The 14,878-nt window shown below is 66.0% G+C and carries 14 protein-coding genes; 8 read left to right on the forward strand and 6 right to left on the reverse strand.

Annotation, left to right across the window (positions count from 1 at the left end):
• Positions 1-5 precede the first annotated feature (5 nt).
• The 3 genes from BTJ49_RS10175 (at position 6) to BTJ49_RS10185 (ending at position 2,190) form a co-directional block, all read left to right on the forward strand.
• Positions 6-965 carry an acetyl-CoA carboxylase carboxyltransferase subunit alpha gene (locus BTJ49_RS10175; protein ID WP_113065282.1) on the forward strand — a complete coding sequence of 320 codons (960 nt, stop codon included), beginning with the start codon at positions 6-8 and terminating at the stop codon, positions 963-965.
• Positions 962-1,378, forward strand: a complete 417-nt coding sequence (locus BTJ49_RS10180; RefSeq protein ID WP_113065283.1) for a VOC family protein — start codon at positions 962-964, stop codon at positions 1,376-1,378. Before BTJ49_RS10175 ends, BTJ49_RS10180 begins: the two co-directional genes overlap by 4 nt.
• 71 nt (positions 1,379-1,449) lie before the next feature.
• The gene (locus BTJ49_RS10185) at positions 1,450-2,190 is read left to right on the forward strand and encodes an NYN domain-containing protein (RefSeq protein WP_113065284.1); all 741 of its coding nucleotides are present in this window, start codon (positions 1,450-1,452) and stop codon (positions 2,188-2,190) included.
• A 1-nt stretch (position 2,191) separates the two neighbouring features.
• Here the strand turns inward: BTJ49_RS10185 and BTJ49_RS10190 are convergent, their stop codons facing one another.
• Together BTJ49_RS10190 and BTJ49_RS10195 are read right to left on the reverse strand one after the other, a co-directional pair.
• Complete coding sequence (locus BTJ49_RS10190) at positions 2,192-3,787, reverse strand: multicopper oxidase domain-containing protein (protein WP_113065285.1); 1,596 nt, start codon at positions 3,785-3,787, stop codon at positions 2,192-2,194.
• A gap of 84 nt (positions 3,788-3,871) precedes the next feature.
• Positions 3,872-5,539: an alkaline phosphatase family protein gene (locus tag BTJ49_RS10195; protein WP_113065286.1), complete on the reverse strand. Its 1,668-nt coding sequence runs from the start codon at positions 5,537-5,539 to the stop codon at positions 3,872-3,874.
• 177 nt (positions 5,540-5,716) lie between these two features.
• On the opposite strand from BTJ49_RS10195, the gene tilS reads away from it, so the two are divergent.
• The 4 genes from tilS (at position 5,717) to ispA (ending at position 8,775) form a co-directional block, all read left to right on the forward strand.
• The gene (gene tilS / locus BTJ49_RS10200; protein ID WP_113065287.1) at positions 5,717-7,018 is read left to right on the forward strand and encodes a tRNA lysidine(34) synthetase TilS; all 1,302 of its coding nucleotides are present in this window, start codon (positions 5,717-5,719) and stop codon (positions 7,016-7,018) included.
• 94 nt (positions 7,019-7,112) lie between these two features.
• On the forward strand, positions 7,113-7,541 hold the full coding sequence (locus BTJ49_RS10205) for a hypothetical protein (protein ID WP_113065288.1): 429 nt from the start codon (positions 7,113-7,115) through the stop codon (positions 7,539-7,541).
• A 90-nt stretch (positions 7,542-7,631) separates the two neighbouring features.
• Positions 7,632-7,892: an exodeoxyribonuclease VII small subunit gene (locus BTJ49_RS10210; protein WP_113065289.1), complete on the forward strand. Its 261-nt coding sequence runs from the start codon at positions 7,632-7,634 to the stop codon at positions 7,890-7,892.
• A complete protein-coding gene (gene ispA, locus BTJ49_RS10215) occupies positions 7,873-8,775 on the forward strand; it encodes a (2E,6E)-farnesyl diphosphate synthase (RefSeq protein ID WP_113065290.1) in 903 nt (300 codons plus the stop codon). The genes BTJ49_RS10210 and ispA overlap by 20 nt, the downstream gene beginning before the upstream one ends.
• 28 nt (positions 8,776-8,803) lie before the next feature.
• On the opposite strand, the gene BTJ49_RS10220 is transcribed toward ispA, so the two are convergent.
• Positions 8,804-9,211: a DUF4870 domain-containing protein gene (locus BTJ49_RS10220; RefSeq protein WP_255420381.1), complete on the reverse strand. Its 408-nt coding sequence runs from the start codon at positions 9,209-9,211 to the stop codon at positions 8,804-8,806.
• A gap of 106 nt (positions 9,212-9,317) precedes the next feature.
• Positions 9,318-10,667 (reverse strand): metalloprotease PmbA, encoded by a 1,350-nt coding sequence (pmbA, locus tag BTJ49_RS10225; protein WP_113065292.1) that lies wholly within the window; start codon positions 10,665-10,667, stop codon positions 9,318-9,320.
• 115 nt (positions 10,668-10,782) lie between these two features.
• On the opposite strand from pmbA, the gene yjgA reads away from it, so the two are divergent.
• Positions 10,783-11,319 (forward strand): ribosome biogenesis factor YjgA, encoded by a 537-nt coding sequence (yjgA, locus tag BTJ49_RS10230; RefSeq protein WP_240601808.1) that lies wholly within the window; start codon positions 10,783-10,785, stop codon positions 11,317-11,319.
• A gap of 161 nt (positions 11,320-11,480) precedes the next feature.
• Here the strand turns inward: yjgA and BTJ49_RS10235 are convergent, their stop codons facing one another.
• Together BTJ49_RS10235 and tldD are read right to left on the reverse strand one after the other, a co-directional pair.
• Positions 11,481-13,061, reverse strand: a complete 1,581-nt coding sequence (locus tag BTJ49_RS10235) for a S53 family peptidase (RefSeq protein WP_113065294.1) — start codon at positions 13,059-13,061, stop codon at positions 11,481-11,483.
• A 367-nt stretch (positions 13,062-13,428) separates the two neighbouring features.
• Positions 13,429-14,871 (reverse strand): metalloprotease TldD, encoded by a 1,443-nt coding sequence (gene tldD, locus BTJ49_RS10240; RefSeq protein WP_113065295.1) that lies wholly within the window; start codon positions 14,869-14,871, stop codon positions 13,429-13,431.
• Positions 14,872-14,878: the final 7 nt, after the last annotated feature.

Raw genomic sequence — 14,878 nt, forward strand, 5'->3', positions numbered from 1 at the left:
GCCGAATGAACGCGAACTTCCTCGATTTCGAACAACCGATCGCCGAACTGGATGCGAAGATCGAAGAGCTTCGCCACGCCAGCCATGGACAGGCGTTCGACATCGACGAGGAAGTCGCGCGCCTGCGCGGCAAGCTCAAGACCAAGACTGCGGAGATCTTCAAGAATCTCACGCCGTGGCAGGTCTGCCAGATCTCGCGCCATCCGATGCGTCCCTACACGCTCGACTACATCGATGTGATGTGCGAGGAGTTCCACGAACTGGCCGGCGACCGCACCTACGCCGACGATGGCGCCATCGTCGGCGGCCTGGGCCGTATCAACGGCCGCTCGGTGATGATCATCGGCCATCAGAAGGCCCGCGACACCAAGGGCAAGATCCGCCGCAACTTCGGCATGCCGCGTCCGGAGGGCTACCGCAAGGCGTTGCGCCTGATGCAGCTGGCCGAGCGCTTCGACATTCCGCTGCTGACCCTGATCGACACCATGGGTGCCTACCCCGGCGTCGGTGCCGAGGAACGCGGCCAGAGCGAAGCCATCGCTCGCAACCTGCTGGAAATGGCCGAACTGAAGGTGCCGGTCGTGTGCACCGTGATCGGCGAGGGCGGCTCCGGCGGCGCGCTGGCCATCGGCGTCGGCGACCGCATCAACATGCTGCAGTACTCGACCTACTCGGTCATCACGCCGGAAGGCTGCGCCTCGATCCTGTGGAAAAGCGCGGAGAAGGCCAAGATCGCCGCCGAGGCGCTGCAGATGACCGCACAGCAGCTGATGGAGCTGGGCCTGATCGACAAGATCCTGCGCGAACCGCTGGGCGGCGCACACCGCAACCCGCACGGCACCGGCATCCGTCTGAAGACCATGCTGCTCAACCAGCTGGACGAACTCGAGGGCCTGTCGACCCAGGACCTGCTCGAGAAGCGCTACCAGCGCCTGCGCAGCTTCGGCGCCTACAGCGGCGCGTGAGCGACACCAGAGTGGCCGTTGCCTGCATCGGCCATATCAACCTGCGCGCATCGGAAACCATGATCGAACGCCTGCGTGCGTTCTACCGCGAGGTCGTCGGCCTGCGCGAAGGCCCTCGCCCGCACTTCCGTTCCGGCTCCCGCGGCTACTGGCTGTACGCCGGAGACCGCGATGTGATGCATCTGACCATCGACCCTCACGACGCCGACGTCGCCCCGCCGCGTGACACGGCCTTCAACCATATCGCCTTTGCCTGCCGCGGCCTGTCCGACACCCTGCTTCGCCTGCGCGAAGCCGGCATCGACTTCGTCGTCGATCAGGTCGACGCGTTGCAGCAAGTCCAGCTGTTTCTGACAGACCCCGCCGGTACCGCGGTCGAACTGACCTTCACCGCCGAACCGCTGCCCGTCTGAGCCGACCCGCGTCGCCCCACGCGCCGCGGCAACGCGTTACCATCGCCCCAACGCCGTCACGGAACCGACCCATGGCTCAATCCCGACTGGCCGTCCTCATCGACGCCGACAATGCCCAACCGGCCATCGCCGAAGGTCTGCTGGCCGAAATCGCCAAGTACGGCACCGCACACGTCAAGCGCATCTACGGCGACTGGACCGGCACCCACCTGAAGGGCTGGAAGGACACGCTGCTGACGCACTCGATCCAGCCGATCCAGCAGTTCGGCTACACGCGCGGCAAGAACGCTACCGACTCGGCGATGATCATCGACGCCATGGACCTGCTCTACACCGAGCGCTTCGACGGTTTCTGCATCGTCTCCAGCGACAGCGACTTCACGCGTCTGGCCTCGCGCATCCGCGAATCGGGCCTGACCGTGTACGGGTTCGGCGAACGCAAGACGCCGAACCCGTTCGTGGCCGCCTGCGACAAATTCATCTACACCGAAGTGCTGGTGCCGGGGACGGAAGACGACTCGGATGGCCCGGTCAAGCGCATGACAGGGAGCGAGCTGCGCAAGGACAACCGGCTGGTCAATCTGGTGCGCAACGCCATCGAGGCCGCCTCCGACGACAGCGGCTGGGCCGGCCTCGGTCCGGTCGGCCAGATCATCAGCAAGCAGTCGCCCGAATTCGACGCGCGCAACTACGGCTACCCCAAGCTCAGCGAGCTGGTCGCGGGGATCGGCCTGTTCGAGACCGAGACACGGACGGTCGGCAACGGCAAGGCGCTCTACGTGCGCCGCAAGCCCGCGCGCAAGCGCGGGTAGCTCAGGCCTTGCGGGGCCGCACCTCGAACGGTCGCATCATCTCGTTGGCCGCGTGTTCGAGGATGTGGCAGTGCCACACGTAGCGCCCGGCATAGCCGTCGAACGGCACGATGATGCGCGTGACCATGCCACCGTGCGCCTGCGCCACGTCCTTCCAGCCGAGCTCGTTCGGCGCTGGCGCCTGCGGTGCACCGGTGTAGCGTAACGTGCCGCGGCTGCGGTAGGCGAAGCTGTCGAAACGGCGGCGTTCCAGGATCTGGAAACGCACCATGTGCAGATGGATCGGATGCGAGTCGTCGGTCAGATTGATGAGGTTCCAGATCTCGACGTCGCCCAGCCGCGGCGTCTCGGTCACCTTTTCGTGCCAGTACTTGCCGTCGAGCAGCATCTTCATCGGCAGTCCGGACAGATGCTCGTACTCGTTGAGCGTGAGGTTGCGTTCGCGCACGGCCTGCGATGCGGCGAGACGGGGCACATCGCGCAAGACATCCGGTACGACACTGTCGTCACGACGACCGCTGTCAGCCACGCGGAACTGCACAATGCCGTGCGGATCGCCATCGTTGGTCAGACGCACATCCTTGCCCGCCAGCGGCGCGAAATCGACAATCAGATCGGCGCGCTCGGCCGGCGCCAGCACCAGTTGCTCCACATCCACGGGCGCGTGCAACAGCCCCTGATCGCTACCGATCTGGACCAACGGACGGCCGTCCGACAGACGCAGCCGGAAGAACCGGCCGTTGGCCGCATTGACCACGCGAAGACGATAGCGGCGCGGCTCGACCTGCATGTAGGGAAGCAGCTTGCCATTGACCAGCACAGCATTGCCGAACACCTCCGGCACCCATGGCGACTTCGGGTTTTCCGACACGGGATAATGCAGCTGTCCTTTCGCGGTGATCAGTCGATCGCACAGCACCAGCGGCAGTTCGTGCTCGCCGCGTGGAAGCCGCAGAGCGTCCTCGTGGGCGTCGCGAACCAGGCACATGCCCATCATGCCGGCATAGTGGTTCAGGCGCGCCACACCCATGGCGTGATCGTGGTACCACAGCGTCGCGGCTTCCTGGTTCAGCGGATAGCGGTAGGTCTGCGACTGACCCGGCACACGGGTGTCCGTCGGCCAGCCGTCGCTGTCCGGCGGCGTGCGGCCGCCATGCACATGCGTCACGGTGCGCACGTCGGGCTGCCCCTTGTTCGAGCCCATCAGGGTGTGGTCGACCGGCAGGAAGTGCTTCGCCGGCAGCGCGTTGACCCACTCCACCGTCATGCCCTGCCCGGCACGCACGTCCAGCGTCGGCCCCGGCATGCTGTCGCCGTAGACCCACAGCCGCGCCGGCGGCAGGTCGCGATGCAACTTCGCATGCACCTGACGTTGCACGATGCGGTAATGCGGCACCGCTGCGTCGTCGATGCGCGCGATCCGTTCCGGGCGCGGCACCGGCGGAATCGGCAGCGGATCGACGAACGCGTGCAGCGTACGCGGATCGATCAGCGTCGGAGCGGACGCGGTGGCTGCAACCGCCGCACGAGCCCGCAGCCATGGTGCGGCGCCGGCCAACAGACCCGCTTGCAGGAAATGACGACGAGTCAGTGGCATCCCGGACTCCGTGCGAACTTGAAACGGTGGCCCGCGCGGCATGCGCAGCGCGGGCCTCTCTTCATGCGTTCTGTCTGACTCCGGTCAGCCGTGCCGATCGTGCATCGGCGGACGGCCCGCATCGGGACCGACCGGCTGGCCCGTCTGCGGATCAAGGAACAGACGACGCATGTGCGGATGACGGAAATCGAACAGCCCCATCATCGAACCGGCGCGCGCATCGAACGAACCCTGACCGATACGCTGGCCATGCAGCCAGTTGTCTTCGATGAAGCGCGTGATCGAGGTCTGGTCGAGTACGGCATGGTCGACATAGTTTTCGCGCGCCCACGGCGAGATCACCAGCAGCGGCAAACGCGGACCGTGACCGCAGCGCCCCATCGCGTGCCGGGTCGACGGATCGACGCCCGGCAGGATGTCGCCGCTGCCGCACACGCCCTGCCCGTCGAGCGCGTCCTGGTCGCCACGCGAGGCGTTGACGATCGGCGAACGCTGGTGGTCGTACCAACCGTCGGAATCGTCGTACGCGATCACCACGGCCGTGTCGCGCCACTCCGGACGGGCCTGCAGGAAGTTCAGCACCTTCACCAAGAAGGTCTGCTCGTCCAGCGGATCGGAATAGCCCGCATGACCGTCCTGGTACGCCGGTGCCTTCAGGAACGTCACCGCCGGGAAATTGCCTGCGCGCACTGCGGCGAAGAAGTCATGCGTGTCGTACTGGTGATTCGCTGCATCACCGGCACGGCCGATCATGCGCACGGACGTCGGTCGCACGTGCTCCGGATTGGCCGTGGAGGCGTAGTACTGGAAGGGCTCGTGGTGCGGAATGTAGTCGACCTGGGTGACGTGGGTGACGTCCGAGGTGGTCGTGCGCTGGCAGCCGGCGCTGCCGTCGGCGTTGGTGCTGGTCAGGTCGAAGCCGCCCTCGAACCAGCCCCAGCTGACATCGCCCATGCTGAGCAGGTCACCGATGTTGCGGCTGCCCATGCGCACCTGGTTGCGGGTCGGCGAGGAACAGACGTCGCCGATCGGATCGGCGTCGGCGATCAGGGTCAGGCCTCCGTTGCCGTCGTCGGTCTCGTCACCGGTGCCGTTGAGGTGTTCCACGACGCCGTTGGTCTGCCCCGAGACCAGGTTGATCGCGCCGGGCGTCGACGGGCCGAATGTGGTGCCGTACGCGTTGTCGCTCATCGCAAAGCGCTGGGCGTAGTTCCAAAGGGCGGTGACGGTATTGCCGTCGAAGTAGCCCATCACCAATCCCTTGGTGTTGTCCGGCGCATCGGTGCCGGGCGGCGGACCGCTGCGACCGGTGGCGAACGGGAAGCGATCCATCTTGCCGCCGTTGAAGGCGACCTGTTCGGCCAGGTAGTTGTGATCCTGGTCGGCCGTCGCCGCCTGGCTGCGGTCCAGCCGATACGGATTGACCGCGCCGTCGCCATTGACCGGGTTGGACGCGTTCGGGTTGTGATGCAGTAGCGCGTCATCCAGACCATTGATGGCCGGCGTGTCCGGTCGCGCATGGAACGTCGGCTCGCCCGCTGGGTTCTCCGCGTGGGGGTAGGTGCCGAAATAGTGATCGAAGGACACGTTCTCCTGGAAGATCACCACCAGATGCTTGATCGGCGTGGCGGTGCGCAGGTGGCGCGCGTCGGGACGATGCCGGTGCACGGCACCGTGGGACAGGGCGACCGTCAGCGACGACAACGCCGCCAGTCCGGCCGATACGCATCCCACGAGCAACTTGCTTGCCATGAGAGATAAACCTCCTTGGTTGGGAACGGGATCGTGCGATCCCGGATCGAGGTTTCCCGGATACCCCCTCATGGAAGCTTCTCCTTTGAACATGACATGCCGATGATGTGGACGACGGATCGCCGCCGCGAACGGTAAACTGTGCATCGAATCACAGCCGCGCACGAACCGCCAGCGATGCCGTCCACTCTGCCGCAACTGCTCGACGCCGCCTGGTCGCGGACCGGAGACACGCCGCTGTGCGTGGGCTTCAGCGGCGGTCGCGATTCGGTCGCGCTGCTGCACGCCCTGGCGGCCGTTCGACGCGCCGGACGCGCACTACGCGCCGTACATGTGAACCATGCCCTGCACCCGGAGAGCGACCGCTGGGCCGCGTCCTGCGCGCAGCAGTGCGCCCGCCTGGACGTTCCGCTGGAAACGTTCATTGTACAAGTACAGGCACGCGGCGAGGGCATCGAGGCGGCCGCGCGCGAAGCGCGCTATGCAGCCCTTGCCGAAACGCTGCGCGAGGGCGAGTGTCTGGTGACGGCGCACCACCGCGAGGATCAGGCTGAGACCGTGCTGCTGAAACTGCTGCGCGGAGCGGGTCCCCACGGCTTGGGCGGCATGCGCGAACAACGCCCGCTGGGGCGTGGCCGACTCTGGCGCCCGCTGCTGTCGACTCCGCGTGAACAGCTCCACGCCTATGCCCGCGCCCAGGGACTGACCGGCATCAACGACCCTGCGAACGACGACACCCGCTACGCGCGCAGCTATCTGCGCCACGACATCCTGCCGCGCCTGCACGCGCACTGGCCCGAAGCAGGCCGCGCGCTCGCGCTCGCGGCTGCGCTGCAACGCGAACAGGCCGATTTCCTCGATCACCACGCGACCGAGGCGCTGGCCGAACTGCAACGCACCGAGGACGGCACGCTGGACGCCCACGGCTGGGTTGCGCTGCATCCGGCGCTGCGCAACTGCGTGCTGGAAAGCTGGCTGCATACCCGATCCCTGCCCGCGCCGACCGGCGCGCAGCGGCACGAGCTGGAACGCCAGATCCGCGAAGCCGCGCCCGACCGGGTGCCGCGCGTGGCCTGGCCGGGCGCGGAGGTGCGCGTCTGGCGCGGCCGCCTGCATGCCCTGCAACCACAGCCTGAAGCGCCCGAAGGCTGGTCCGCCCTGTGGCATGGCGATACGGTCCGCCTGCCCGACGCGAGCACGCTGCACTGGCGCGGTTCGCTGGCAGACACACCTTCCGCACCGACGATCCGCGTCTCCGTGAATCGTCGCGGCCTGCGCATCAAGCCCCTGGGCGACCGCCATACCCGCGCCCTGCGCGACCTGTTCCAGCGCGCGGGCGTACCGCCCTGGGAACGCACGCGCTGCCCGATCCTGCACGACGAGCACGGCACGCTGCTCGCCGTCGCCGATCTGTGGAGCACGGAAGCCGGCGCCGCCCTGTTCAGGAAACACGGCATGTGGCCGCACTGGCAGCGTTGAAACTGAACATCCGCGCATTCCGGGCGCGCCGATTCAGCCTGCATACGATGTCGCCCCCGTTTCATGAATCCCGGACTCCCGCTGGAGAACGAGCATGAAGACCACCTCGCGCCTGTTGGCACTGATCGCCATCCCGGCGCTGCTACTCGGCACCGCGAGCCTGGCCATGGCCGACCCGCCGCCGTGGGCGCCGGCGCACGGCTACCGCGCCAAGCATCACTATGTGTACTACCCGAACGGCGAGATCTACTACGCGCCCGAACGCCGCATGTGGTTCTGGCTGTCCGGGGACGACTGGCAGGCCGGTGTCACCCTGCCCTCGGCGCTGCGCGCCTACGTCCGCGTCGGCGGCGTGAACATCGACCTCGACGCCACGCGTCCATACGAGCGCCACACGTATGTCGTCAACCGCTACGGCGGACACCAGGTGCGCTGGCACCACCGCGACCGGTACGAACGCCGCCATCGCTACGACCGCGATGACCAGGATCGCGACGATCGCCACGGACACCACCGATATTGATCGACCGGGACCTGTCCAACCGCGCCGGATCCGCGACTGCGGGGCCGGCGCAATTGATTCGGGGACGGAGCTGCGCTAGCGTTTGCGCCCATGGCAAAGCCCCCCGCAAGCGAAACCCCGCCCGACCAGATCGAACGCTTCGAGCATTCGCTCAACGAACTCGAACAACTAGTCGGCCGCATGGAAGACGGCGAACTCTCGCTGGACGAGTCGCTGCAGTCCTTCGAACGCGGCGTCGCGCTCTACCGTGACTGCGAAAGCGCCCTGAAGCAGGCTCAGCTGCGCGTCAGCAAACTGCTCGATCCCGAAGACCCCGACAGCGCCGAACCTCTTGAACCCGAATCCCCCTGAACACGCGGTCGAGCTGCAAACGCTCACCGCGCGCGCCAACCGGGCGCTGGAGCGACTGTTTCCCGCCCCCGAGACTGACGACGTACTGCAGGACGCCATGCGCTATGCCGTGCTCGGCGGCGGCAAGCGCCTGCGTCCACTGCTGACCTACGCGGCCGGCCAGGCGGTCGGCGACGATGGTCCGGCGCTGGACGCGCCCGCCTGCGCCGTCGAACTGATCCACGCCTATTCGCTGGTGCACGACGATCTTCCAGCGATGGACGACGACGATCTGCGCCGCGGCCAGCCCACCTGCCACATCGCCTATGGTGAAGCCATGGCGATCCTCGCGGGCGATGCGCTACAGGCGCTGGCATTCGAACTGCTGGCGCGCGACACACGGGAAATCGTCAGCGATGCCAAACGCGTGGAGATGCTGCGCGTGCTCGGCTCCGCCTGCGGTGCACAGGGCATGGCCGGCGGCCAGGCCGTCGACCTGACGGCGACTGGAAAACGTCTGGACCTAGCCGCGCTGGAACGTATGCATGCGCTGAAGACCGGCGCGCTGATACGCGCCTCGGTACGCCTCGGTGCACTGGCCGGCGGCTGCGACGATGCGGAGACGCTGCAAGCCCTGGACCGCTATGCGCACGCCGTCGGACTCGCCTTCCAGGTCCGCGACGACCTGCTGGATGTGGAGGCGGACACCGAGGCGCTGGGCAAGACCGCCGGCAAGGATGCTGCGCAGGAGAAATCCACCTTTCCCGCCCTGCTCGGCATGCAGGCCTCGCGGGAACGCCTGCGCGAACTGACCGCGCAGGCGGAAGAAGCCATCGCCTTCCTCGGCGAACCCGCCGCCCTGCTGGCGACGCTGGCGCGCTACGCCGCCGAGCGCGGGAACTGACCGCTCCCGCGCCGACAACCGCTCCATCTTACTTGACCAGGCGGAGCGTCCACGGATAGCGGTAGTACACGCCCTCGTTGGCCTTGATCGTGGCAATGATCACGAAGACCAGCGCGACAAGCGGGATGATCCAGACCAACAGGAAGCCGATCAGCACCAGCATCAGCAGGAAGCTGGCCAGCATAGCCAGCGCCACGGTGATCTGGAAGTTCAGTGCTTCTTTCCCCTGATCGTCGACGAACGGCATGGTGTCCTTCTTGATCAGCCAGATCACCAGTGGCCCGATGATGTTGCCGAACGGAATCACCAGCCCGACGAAGGCGGAAAGGTGCGCGAACATCGCCCATTGACGCTGTTCGGGACTGACCGCTGCCGTGTTGTCGCCGGAAGCGGGTTCCGCCGCAGGCGGCGGAGCCGGAGGCGGCGTCGGGGGCATCTGATCGGATGGGGTGTTCATGGCAGTCCTCTCCTCCTGAAGGGTATGCGCTCACTCTCCCCAGCGCTCGACCGGGTGTCAAGAGATGAAAGTCACACCGGTTGCGTCACTCGCCGGCGACCGTCATCCGGTCGACCAGGATCGATCCGGTCAGGATCGGCGCACGCGAATCCACATCTGCACCGACGGCGCGAATGCCTGCAAACATGTCGCGCAGATTCGCCGCAATGGTGATTTCCTGCACCGGATAGGCAATCTCGCCGTTCTCGACCCAGAAACCGGCCGCACCGCGCGAATAGTCTCCGGTGAGAAGCGAAACGCCCTGCCCCATGACCTCGGTCAGCAACAAGCCGGTCCCCAGACGGGCGAGCATGGCCTGGAAATCGTCTTCACCATGGCCTACGACAAGGTTGGTGGGACCGCCCGCGTTGCCGGTGCTGGACAGACCAAGCTTGCGCGCTGCATACGAGCCGAGCAGATAGCGTTGCAACACGCCTTCGCGAATCACGGCGGACGCCGTGGTCGCTACGCCCTCGGCGTCGAAATTCGACGATCCCTGACCGCGCAGCAGGTGCGGCTGTTCCTCGATGGAGAACCAGGACGGCAAGATCGCGCGGCCCACATGATCGAGAAGAAAGCTGGCGCGACGGTACAGCGGACCGCCGCTGGCTGCACTGATCAGGTGCCCGATCAGCCCGCGCGCGACATTCGGTGCGAACAGCACCGGGCATTGCCGGGTCGACAGAGTGCGCGCCCCGCAGCGTGCCAGCGTGCGCCGGGCCGCTTCGCGCCCCAGTGCCTCGACGTCCATCCACTGCTCGATGCTGCGCGCGCTGTCGTACCAGTAGTCGCGCTGCATGTCGCCGCCTGAACCGGCGATCAGCGAGCACGACATGGTGTGGCGCGTGGCCGATTCGCGTCCGACGAATCCGTGCGAGTTGGCGTATACGCCGAGACTGGAGCCCGTCGTCACCGAAGCCCCTTCGGAATTGGTGATGCCCGATACGGCACGACCGGCGTCCTCGATGCGCACGCCGATCGCGATGAGTTCGTCGACGGTCGGCTGCCAGGGATGCCACAGATCCAGGTCCGGGAATTCCGTCGCCATGCGATCGGCGTCGGCGAGACCGGCACAGGCATCCTCCTCGGTGTAGCGCGCGATGGCGCAGGCCTGGTCGATGGTCGCCTGGATCGACTCGGCGCGCAAATCGGCCGTGCTTGCCGATCCCTTCCGCTTGCCGAAATACACCGTCAGACCGAAACCTCGGTCCTGGGTGCGTTCGACCGTTTCGGCCTCACCCAGACGAACGTTGACGTTCAGTCCGGTATCGACGCTGGCCGAGACCTCGGCCTGGCTTGCGCCGGCCGCCTTGGCCCGGGTGATAACGTCCTCGGCCAGCGTGGACAGTCGATCGAGTTCAGCGGCAGCGTGGGACTGCAGGACGACGTCGTTCATGGGCACTCCTCGGGGTCCAAGTCGGGCATTGTCTCACGAAGCACCATCGCATCGCCTCGTGCACCGATGCGCACGATGCGGGACAATGGCACCCGACTCTCATCGAACTTTTTCCGTGAACACTGGCGAACACGATTCACTCGATTCCCAAGACGACCTCGGCCCCAGCCGCAGCCAACGGCGGCGGGATGCGCTGGCGGTGCTGGCGCTGGCCGAGCAACTGGTCGCCCTGACGCCCAACCGCCTCGGCCAGATCGAACTGCCCGACGACGTGCGCGCCGAGATCGCCCATGTGCGCGGCATCCGCGCGCATGGTGCACGCAAGCGGCAGATGGCCTACCTGGCCAAGCTGATGCGCCGCCATGACGAGGATGCCTTCGCAGCGGCACAGGCCGCGCTGGGCGAGAACCACGAGCGTCGCCGCCAGGAGCATGCCGCTCTGCAGCGTCTGGAAACCCTGCGCGAACGCCTGCTCGACCAGGGTGACGACGCCCTCGGCGAACTGATCGCGCAGTATCCTCAAATTGACCGTCAGCACTTGCGCTCTCTGATTCGCCAGGCCCGTATCGAACGTGACGCGAACAAGCCGCCGCGCGCCTACCGCGACCTCTTCCGCGCGTTGCGCGAGTGGACCGGCGAAGACCATTCCTGAACCACTGAAACAGCGTGCGAAAAAACTCCAGGCCCCACCTGGCGTTCCGACTCAGGCAGATCTCCGCACTCCATCGCTGCCGGTATCGCCTCTTAGCCAACCTGCAAAAAAGAAGGCGCGCGTCTCGCGACGCGCGCCTTCCATCTTAGCTGCGAACCGTATTACAGGCTCGAATTCAGCGCACTGACGTTGATGCTGCCGAAGCCGCTGGCAAAATCCCAGCCAGCCGTGGCCGTCTCGCCGCCGTTACTGCCCGACGTCACGTCGTGATAAACGCTGGTCGACACCGTGTACAGGTGCGGACCGGCGAAGCCCAGGCCCGGATGCGAGGCCAGCATGCGCGCCCACGTCGCCGCGAACAGCGGAGCGGCCAGGCTGGTGCCGCCGTACTGCGCGTTGCTGCCGTTGACGATGATGATCGAACCGGAGTTCGGATCGGCGTCGAAGGCCACGTCGGCCACGTCACGCATGCTGTCGCCCTGCGTCTGCCAGCTCGGCTTCGGCTCGACCGTGCTCGGGCTGCCGCCGGCGTCGGCCCACAGGGTCTCGTCGGCCCAGTTGCCCGAGGAGGTGGTGCCCAGCGTGGTGCCGCTGACCGCGATCACGTTCGGCGAACTGGCCGGGTAGCTCGGCGTGGTGCCCTTCGGGCCACCGCCAGAGCATTCGTTGGAACCGCTGTCGCCGGTGGAGATCGAGAACGTCTGGCCCTGGGCGACGCCCATCGCCAGAATCTGATCGTCGGCGGCCATCGAGCCGTCCTGATAAGCCGAGGTCTCGCACTCGCCCAGGGAAACGTTCACGACCTGAGCCTGATCGTCGCTGACGGCCTTGTTGAAGGCCGCGGTCAGATCGCTGTTGCTGAGCGAGGTGGCTGCGTAGAAGATCAGCTTGTTGACGCCACCCGACATCGCAAGGATGTCCTGGCTGTCCAGATCCCACTCCGCCGTACCGCTGGTGTCGGTGCCCTGCGCGCCCGGATACACGACCTGCACGCTCGGCGTGGCCAGACCGTTGGTGGTGACGAACTGGTTCAGATCCTGCAGGGTGGCGCTCATGTCGCCGTCGGAAATGATGCCGACATTGATCGAGGTCGCCGCCGGCGTGCTGCCGACGTTGTAGATGGTCGGGAACTCGGTCGGGTTGTGACCGGTCACCGTACCGGTGGTGCTACCGCCGCCACCCGGCTTGCCCTTGAACATCACGTGCGGACGCGCCGCCGTCTGCAGACCGATGACCGACAGCACGGAACCGGCGATGGACGACGGCACCTGCGCAGCACTGGTGTTGGCGATGGCGTTGCGACCATGCGGCGTGGTCACCGAAACCAGCGAAGTGTTGAACGCGGACTGCGCGCGCGCGGCATCGCCGTCGGCCGAGACCAGCATGCGGTTCGCCGAGACGCTGATGTTGGTGAAGCCCTGGCCCTTCAGATAATCGACCACCGACTGCACCTGCGCGCTGGTCGGGGCAAATTCATTGATGACATCCTGTGCGCTCATCGGCGCATGCGCGGTGGCGGCCAACTTCTGCAGCTCGGCCTGATTGCGCGCCTTCAGTGCGATGGTGACATGCACCGGGGTATCCAGCGCAGCGGCGCCGTGGACCTTGCTTCCCGTCGCCAATACATGGGCGTGCGTGTTCGTGGCGGCCCAATGTGCCGAACCGGCCCAGGCCGGCACCACCGCGGTGAGTGCCAGCGCAGCCCCCATGGCCAGATTCAACGAAGCTTTCTTCATACGCATGAAACATTCCTCCAGAATACTTTGCAGCAATACGAACGAATGACCCTTGCCAGATCACGGCAAGAGTTCGAATAGGCAGTCCCCGGGTCCTTTTGAAATAGTGCTCCTGGCATGGCAAAAACGCCGCATTGCGGCATCGGCCATGAACCGGAACCTCACCCTGAGTCCGAACCTAGCATGTACTCAGGACGAGGATAGGCACGTTTTCGGCAGAAAATCAGAAAGCGTGATGGGGGCATCCCCCGCCCTAAAAAATCCACGTGCATGGTGGTAAATCGCAGACGCGACCGCCCCTCCGGGAACAATCACACCGGATAAAATAATTATTACTTATCAGAACCTTATTGCTTGATTGTGCAACAAGTATTCAGGAAGCAGTGCCACCCACAGTCATCGCGTCCACGCGCAGCGTCGGCTGTCCAACACCGACCGGCACGCCCTGACCTTCCTTGCCGCACACGCCGATGCCCTCGTCGAGCGCGAGGTCGTTGCCGATCATGGACACCCGGTTCAACACCTCCGGCCCGGATCCGACCAACGTTGCTCCCTTGACCGGACGCGTGACCTTGCCGTCCTCGATCAGGTAGGCCTCGGCCGCGGAGAACACGAACTTGCCGCTGGTGATATCCACCTGCCCGCCGCCGAAATTGACCGCGTACAGCCCACGCTTCACCGAACGGATGATTTCTTCGGGATCGTGCGCGCCTGCGCGCATGTAGGTATTGGTCATGCGCGGCATCGGCAGATGGGCGAACGATTCGCGTCGTCCGTTCCCGGTCGGTTCCATCCCCATCAGACGCGCATTGAGCTTGTCCTGCATGTACCCGACCAGGATGCCGTCCTCGATCAGGGTGGTGCAGTTCGTCGGCGTCCCTTCGTCGTCGATACTGAGCGAGCCGCGACGACCCGCCAGCGTGCCATCGTCGACAACGGTCACACCGGGGGCCGCCACGCGCTCGCCGATGCGTCCGGAGAACGCGGAACTTCCTTTGCGATTGAAGTCGCCCTCCAGGCCGTGCCCGACGGCTTCATGCAGCAGGACTCCCGGCCAGCCCGGCCCCAACACCACCGGCATGCTGCCCGCGGGTGCATCGACCGCCTCCAGATTGACCAGCGCCTGACGCACAGCTTCAGAGGCCCAGCGCTGTGCGTTGCCGTTTTCCAGCAACTGCCTGTAGTCGTAGCGACCGCCGCCACCGGCCATGCCCTGCTCGCGGCGGCCATCCTGCTCGGCGATCACCTGCACGTTGAGGCGCACCAGCGGACGCACGTCCGCGGCCAGGGTGCCATCGGACGCCGCCACCAGCACGGTATCGAGCGTGCCGGCCAGGGATACCACCACCTGACGCACCCGCGTATCGATGCTGCGCGCATAGGCGTCGACCTCGCGCAGCACGCGGATCTTCTCCTCGTTGGGCAGACTGTCGACGGGATCCACGGCGGGGTACAGGGCCTTGGCCGTCTGCACGGCCAGCCGACGCCCCTGCCCGGAACCGCTGGACGCGATCGCGCGCGCAGCACCGGCGGCTTCCAGCAATTGCGGCATGACAATGTCATCGACGTAGGCGAAACCCGTCTTCTCGCCACTGATCGCACGCACGCCCACACCCTGCTCGATACTGTGGTTGCCGTCCCGGACAATGCCGTCCTCGAGCACCCACGATTCACTGCGGGCATGCTGGAAATACAGGTCCGCGGCATCCACCGACGGCGCCATCAGGCGTGCGAAGACTCGATCCAGATCGTTGACACTCAAGCCTCCGGGCGTCAGCAAACGATGTTCGGCGAGAGACAGCGAAGCCTGCGTCATGACGGAT

This window comes from Oleiagrimonas sp. MCCC 1A03011 (genome assembly GCF_003267965.1).
Taxonomy (GTDB): Bacteria; Pseudomonadota; Gammaproteobacteria; order Xanthomonadales; family Rhodanobacteraceae; genus Oleiagrimonas; species Oleiagrimonas citrea.

Excerpts from the sequence above, each read along its gene's own strand:
- BTJ49_RS10175 (WP_113065282.1), top strand. The coding sequence starts at position 6 with ATGAACGCGAACTTCCTCGATTTCGAACAACCGATCGCCGAACTGGAT.
- BTJ49_RS10185 (WP_113065284.1), top strand. The coding sequence starts at position 1,450 with ATGGCTCAATCCCGACTGGCCGTCCTCATCGACGCCGACAATGCCCAA.
- tilS (WP_113065287.1), top strand. The coding sequence starts at position 5,717 with ATGCCGTCCACTCTGCCGCAACTGCTCGACGCCGCCTGGTCGCGGACC.
- pmbA (WP_113065292.1), bottom strand. The coding sequence starts at position 10,667 with ATGAACGACGTCGTCCTGCAGTCCCACGCTGCCGCTGAACTCGATCGA.
- BTJ49_RS10210 (WP_113065289.1), top strand. The coding sequence starts at position 7,632 with ATGGCAAAGCCCCCCGCAAGCGAAACCCCGCCCGACCAGATCGAACGC.
- BTJ49_RS10190 (WP_113065285.1), bottom strand. The coding sequence starts at position 3,787 with ATGCCACTGACTCGTCGTCATTTCCTGCAAGCGGGTCTGTTGGCCGGC.
- BTJ49_RS10195 (WP_113065286.1), bottom strand. The coding sequence starts at position 5,539 with ATGGCAAGCAAGTTGCTCGTGGGATGCGTATCGGCCGGACTGGCGGCG.
- BTJ49_RS10235 (WP_113065294.1), bottom strand. The coding sequence starts at position 13,061 with ATGCGTATGAAGAAAGCTTCGTTGAATCTGGCCATGGGGGCTGCGCTG.
- BTJ49_RS10220 (WP_255420381.1), bottom strand. The coding sequence starts at position 9,211 with ATGCCCCCGACGCCGCCTCCGGCTCCGCCGCCTGCGGCGGAACCCGCT.
- tldD (WP_113065295.1), bottom strand. The coding sequence starts at position 14,871 with ATGACGCAGGCTTCGCTGTCTCTCGCCGAACATCGTTTGCTGACGCCC.
- BTJ49_RS10205 (WP_113065288.1), top strand. The coding sequence starts at position 7,113 with ATGAAGACCACCTCGCGCCTGTTGGCACTGATCGCCATCCCGGCGCTG.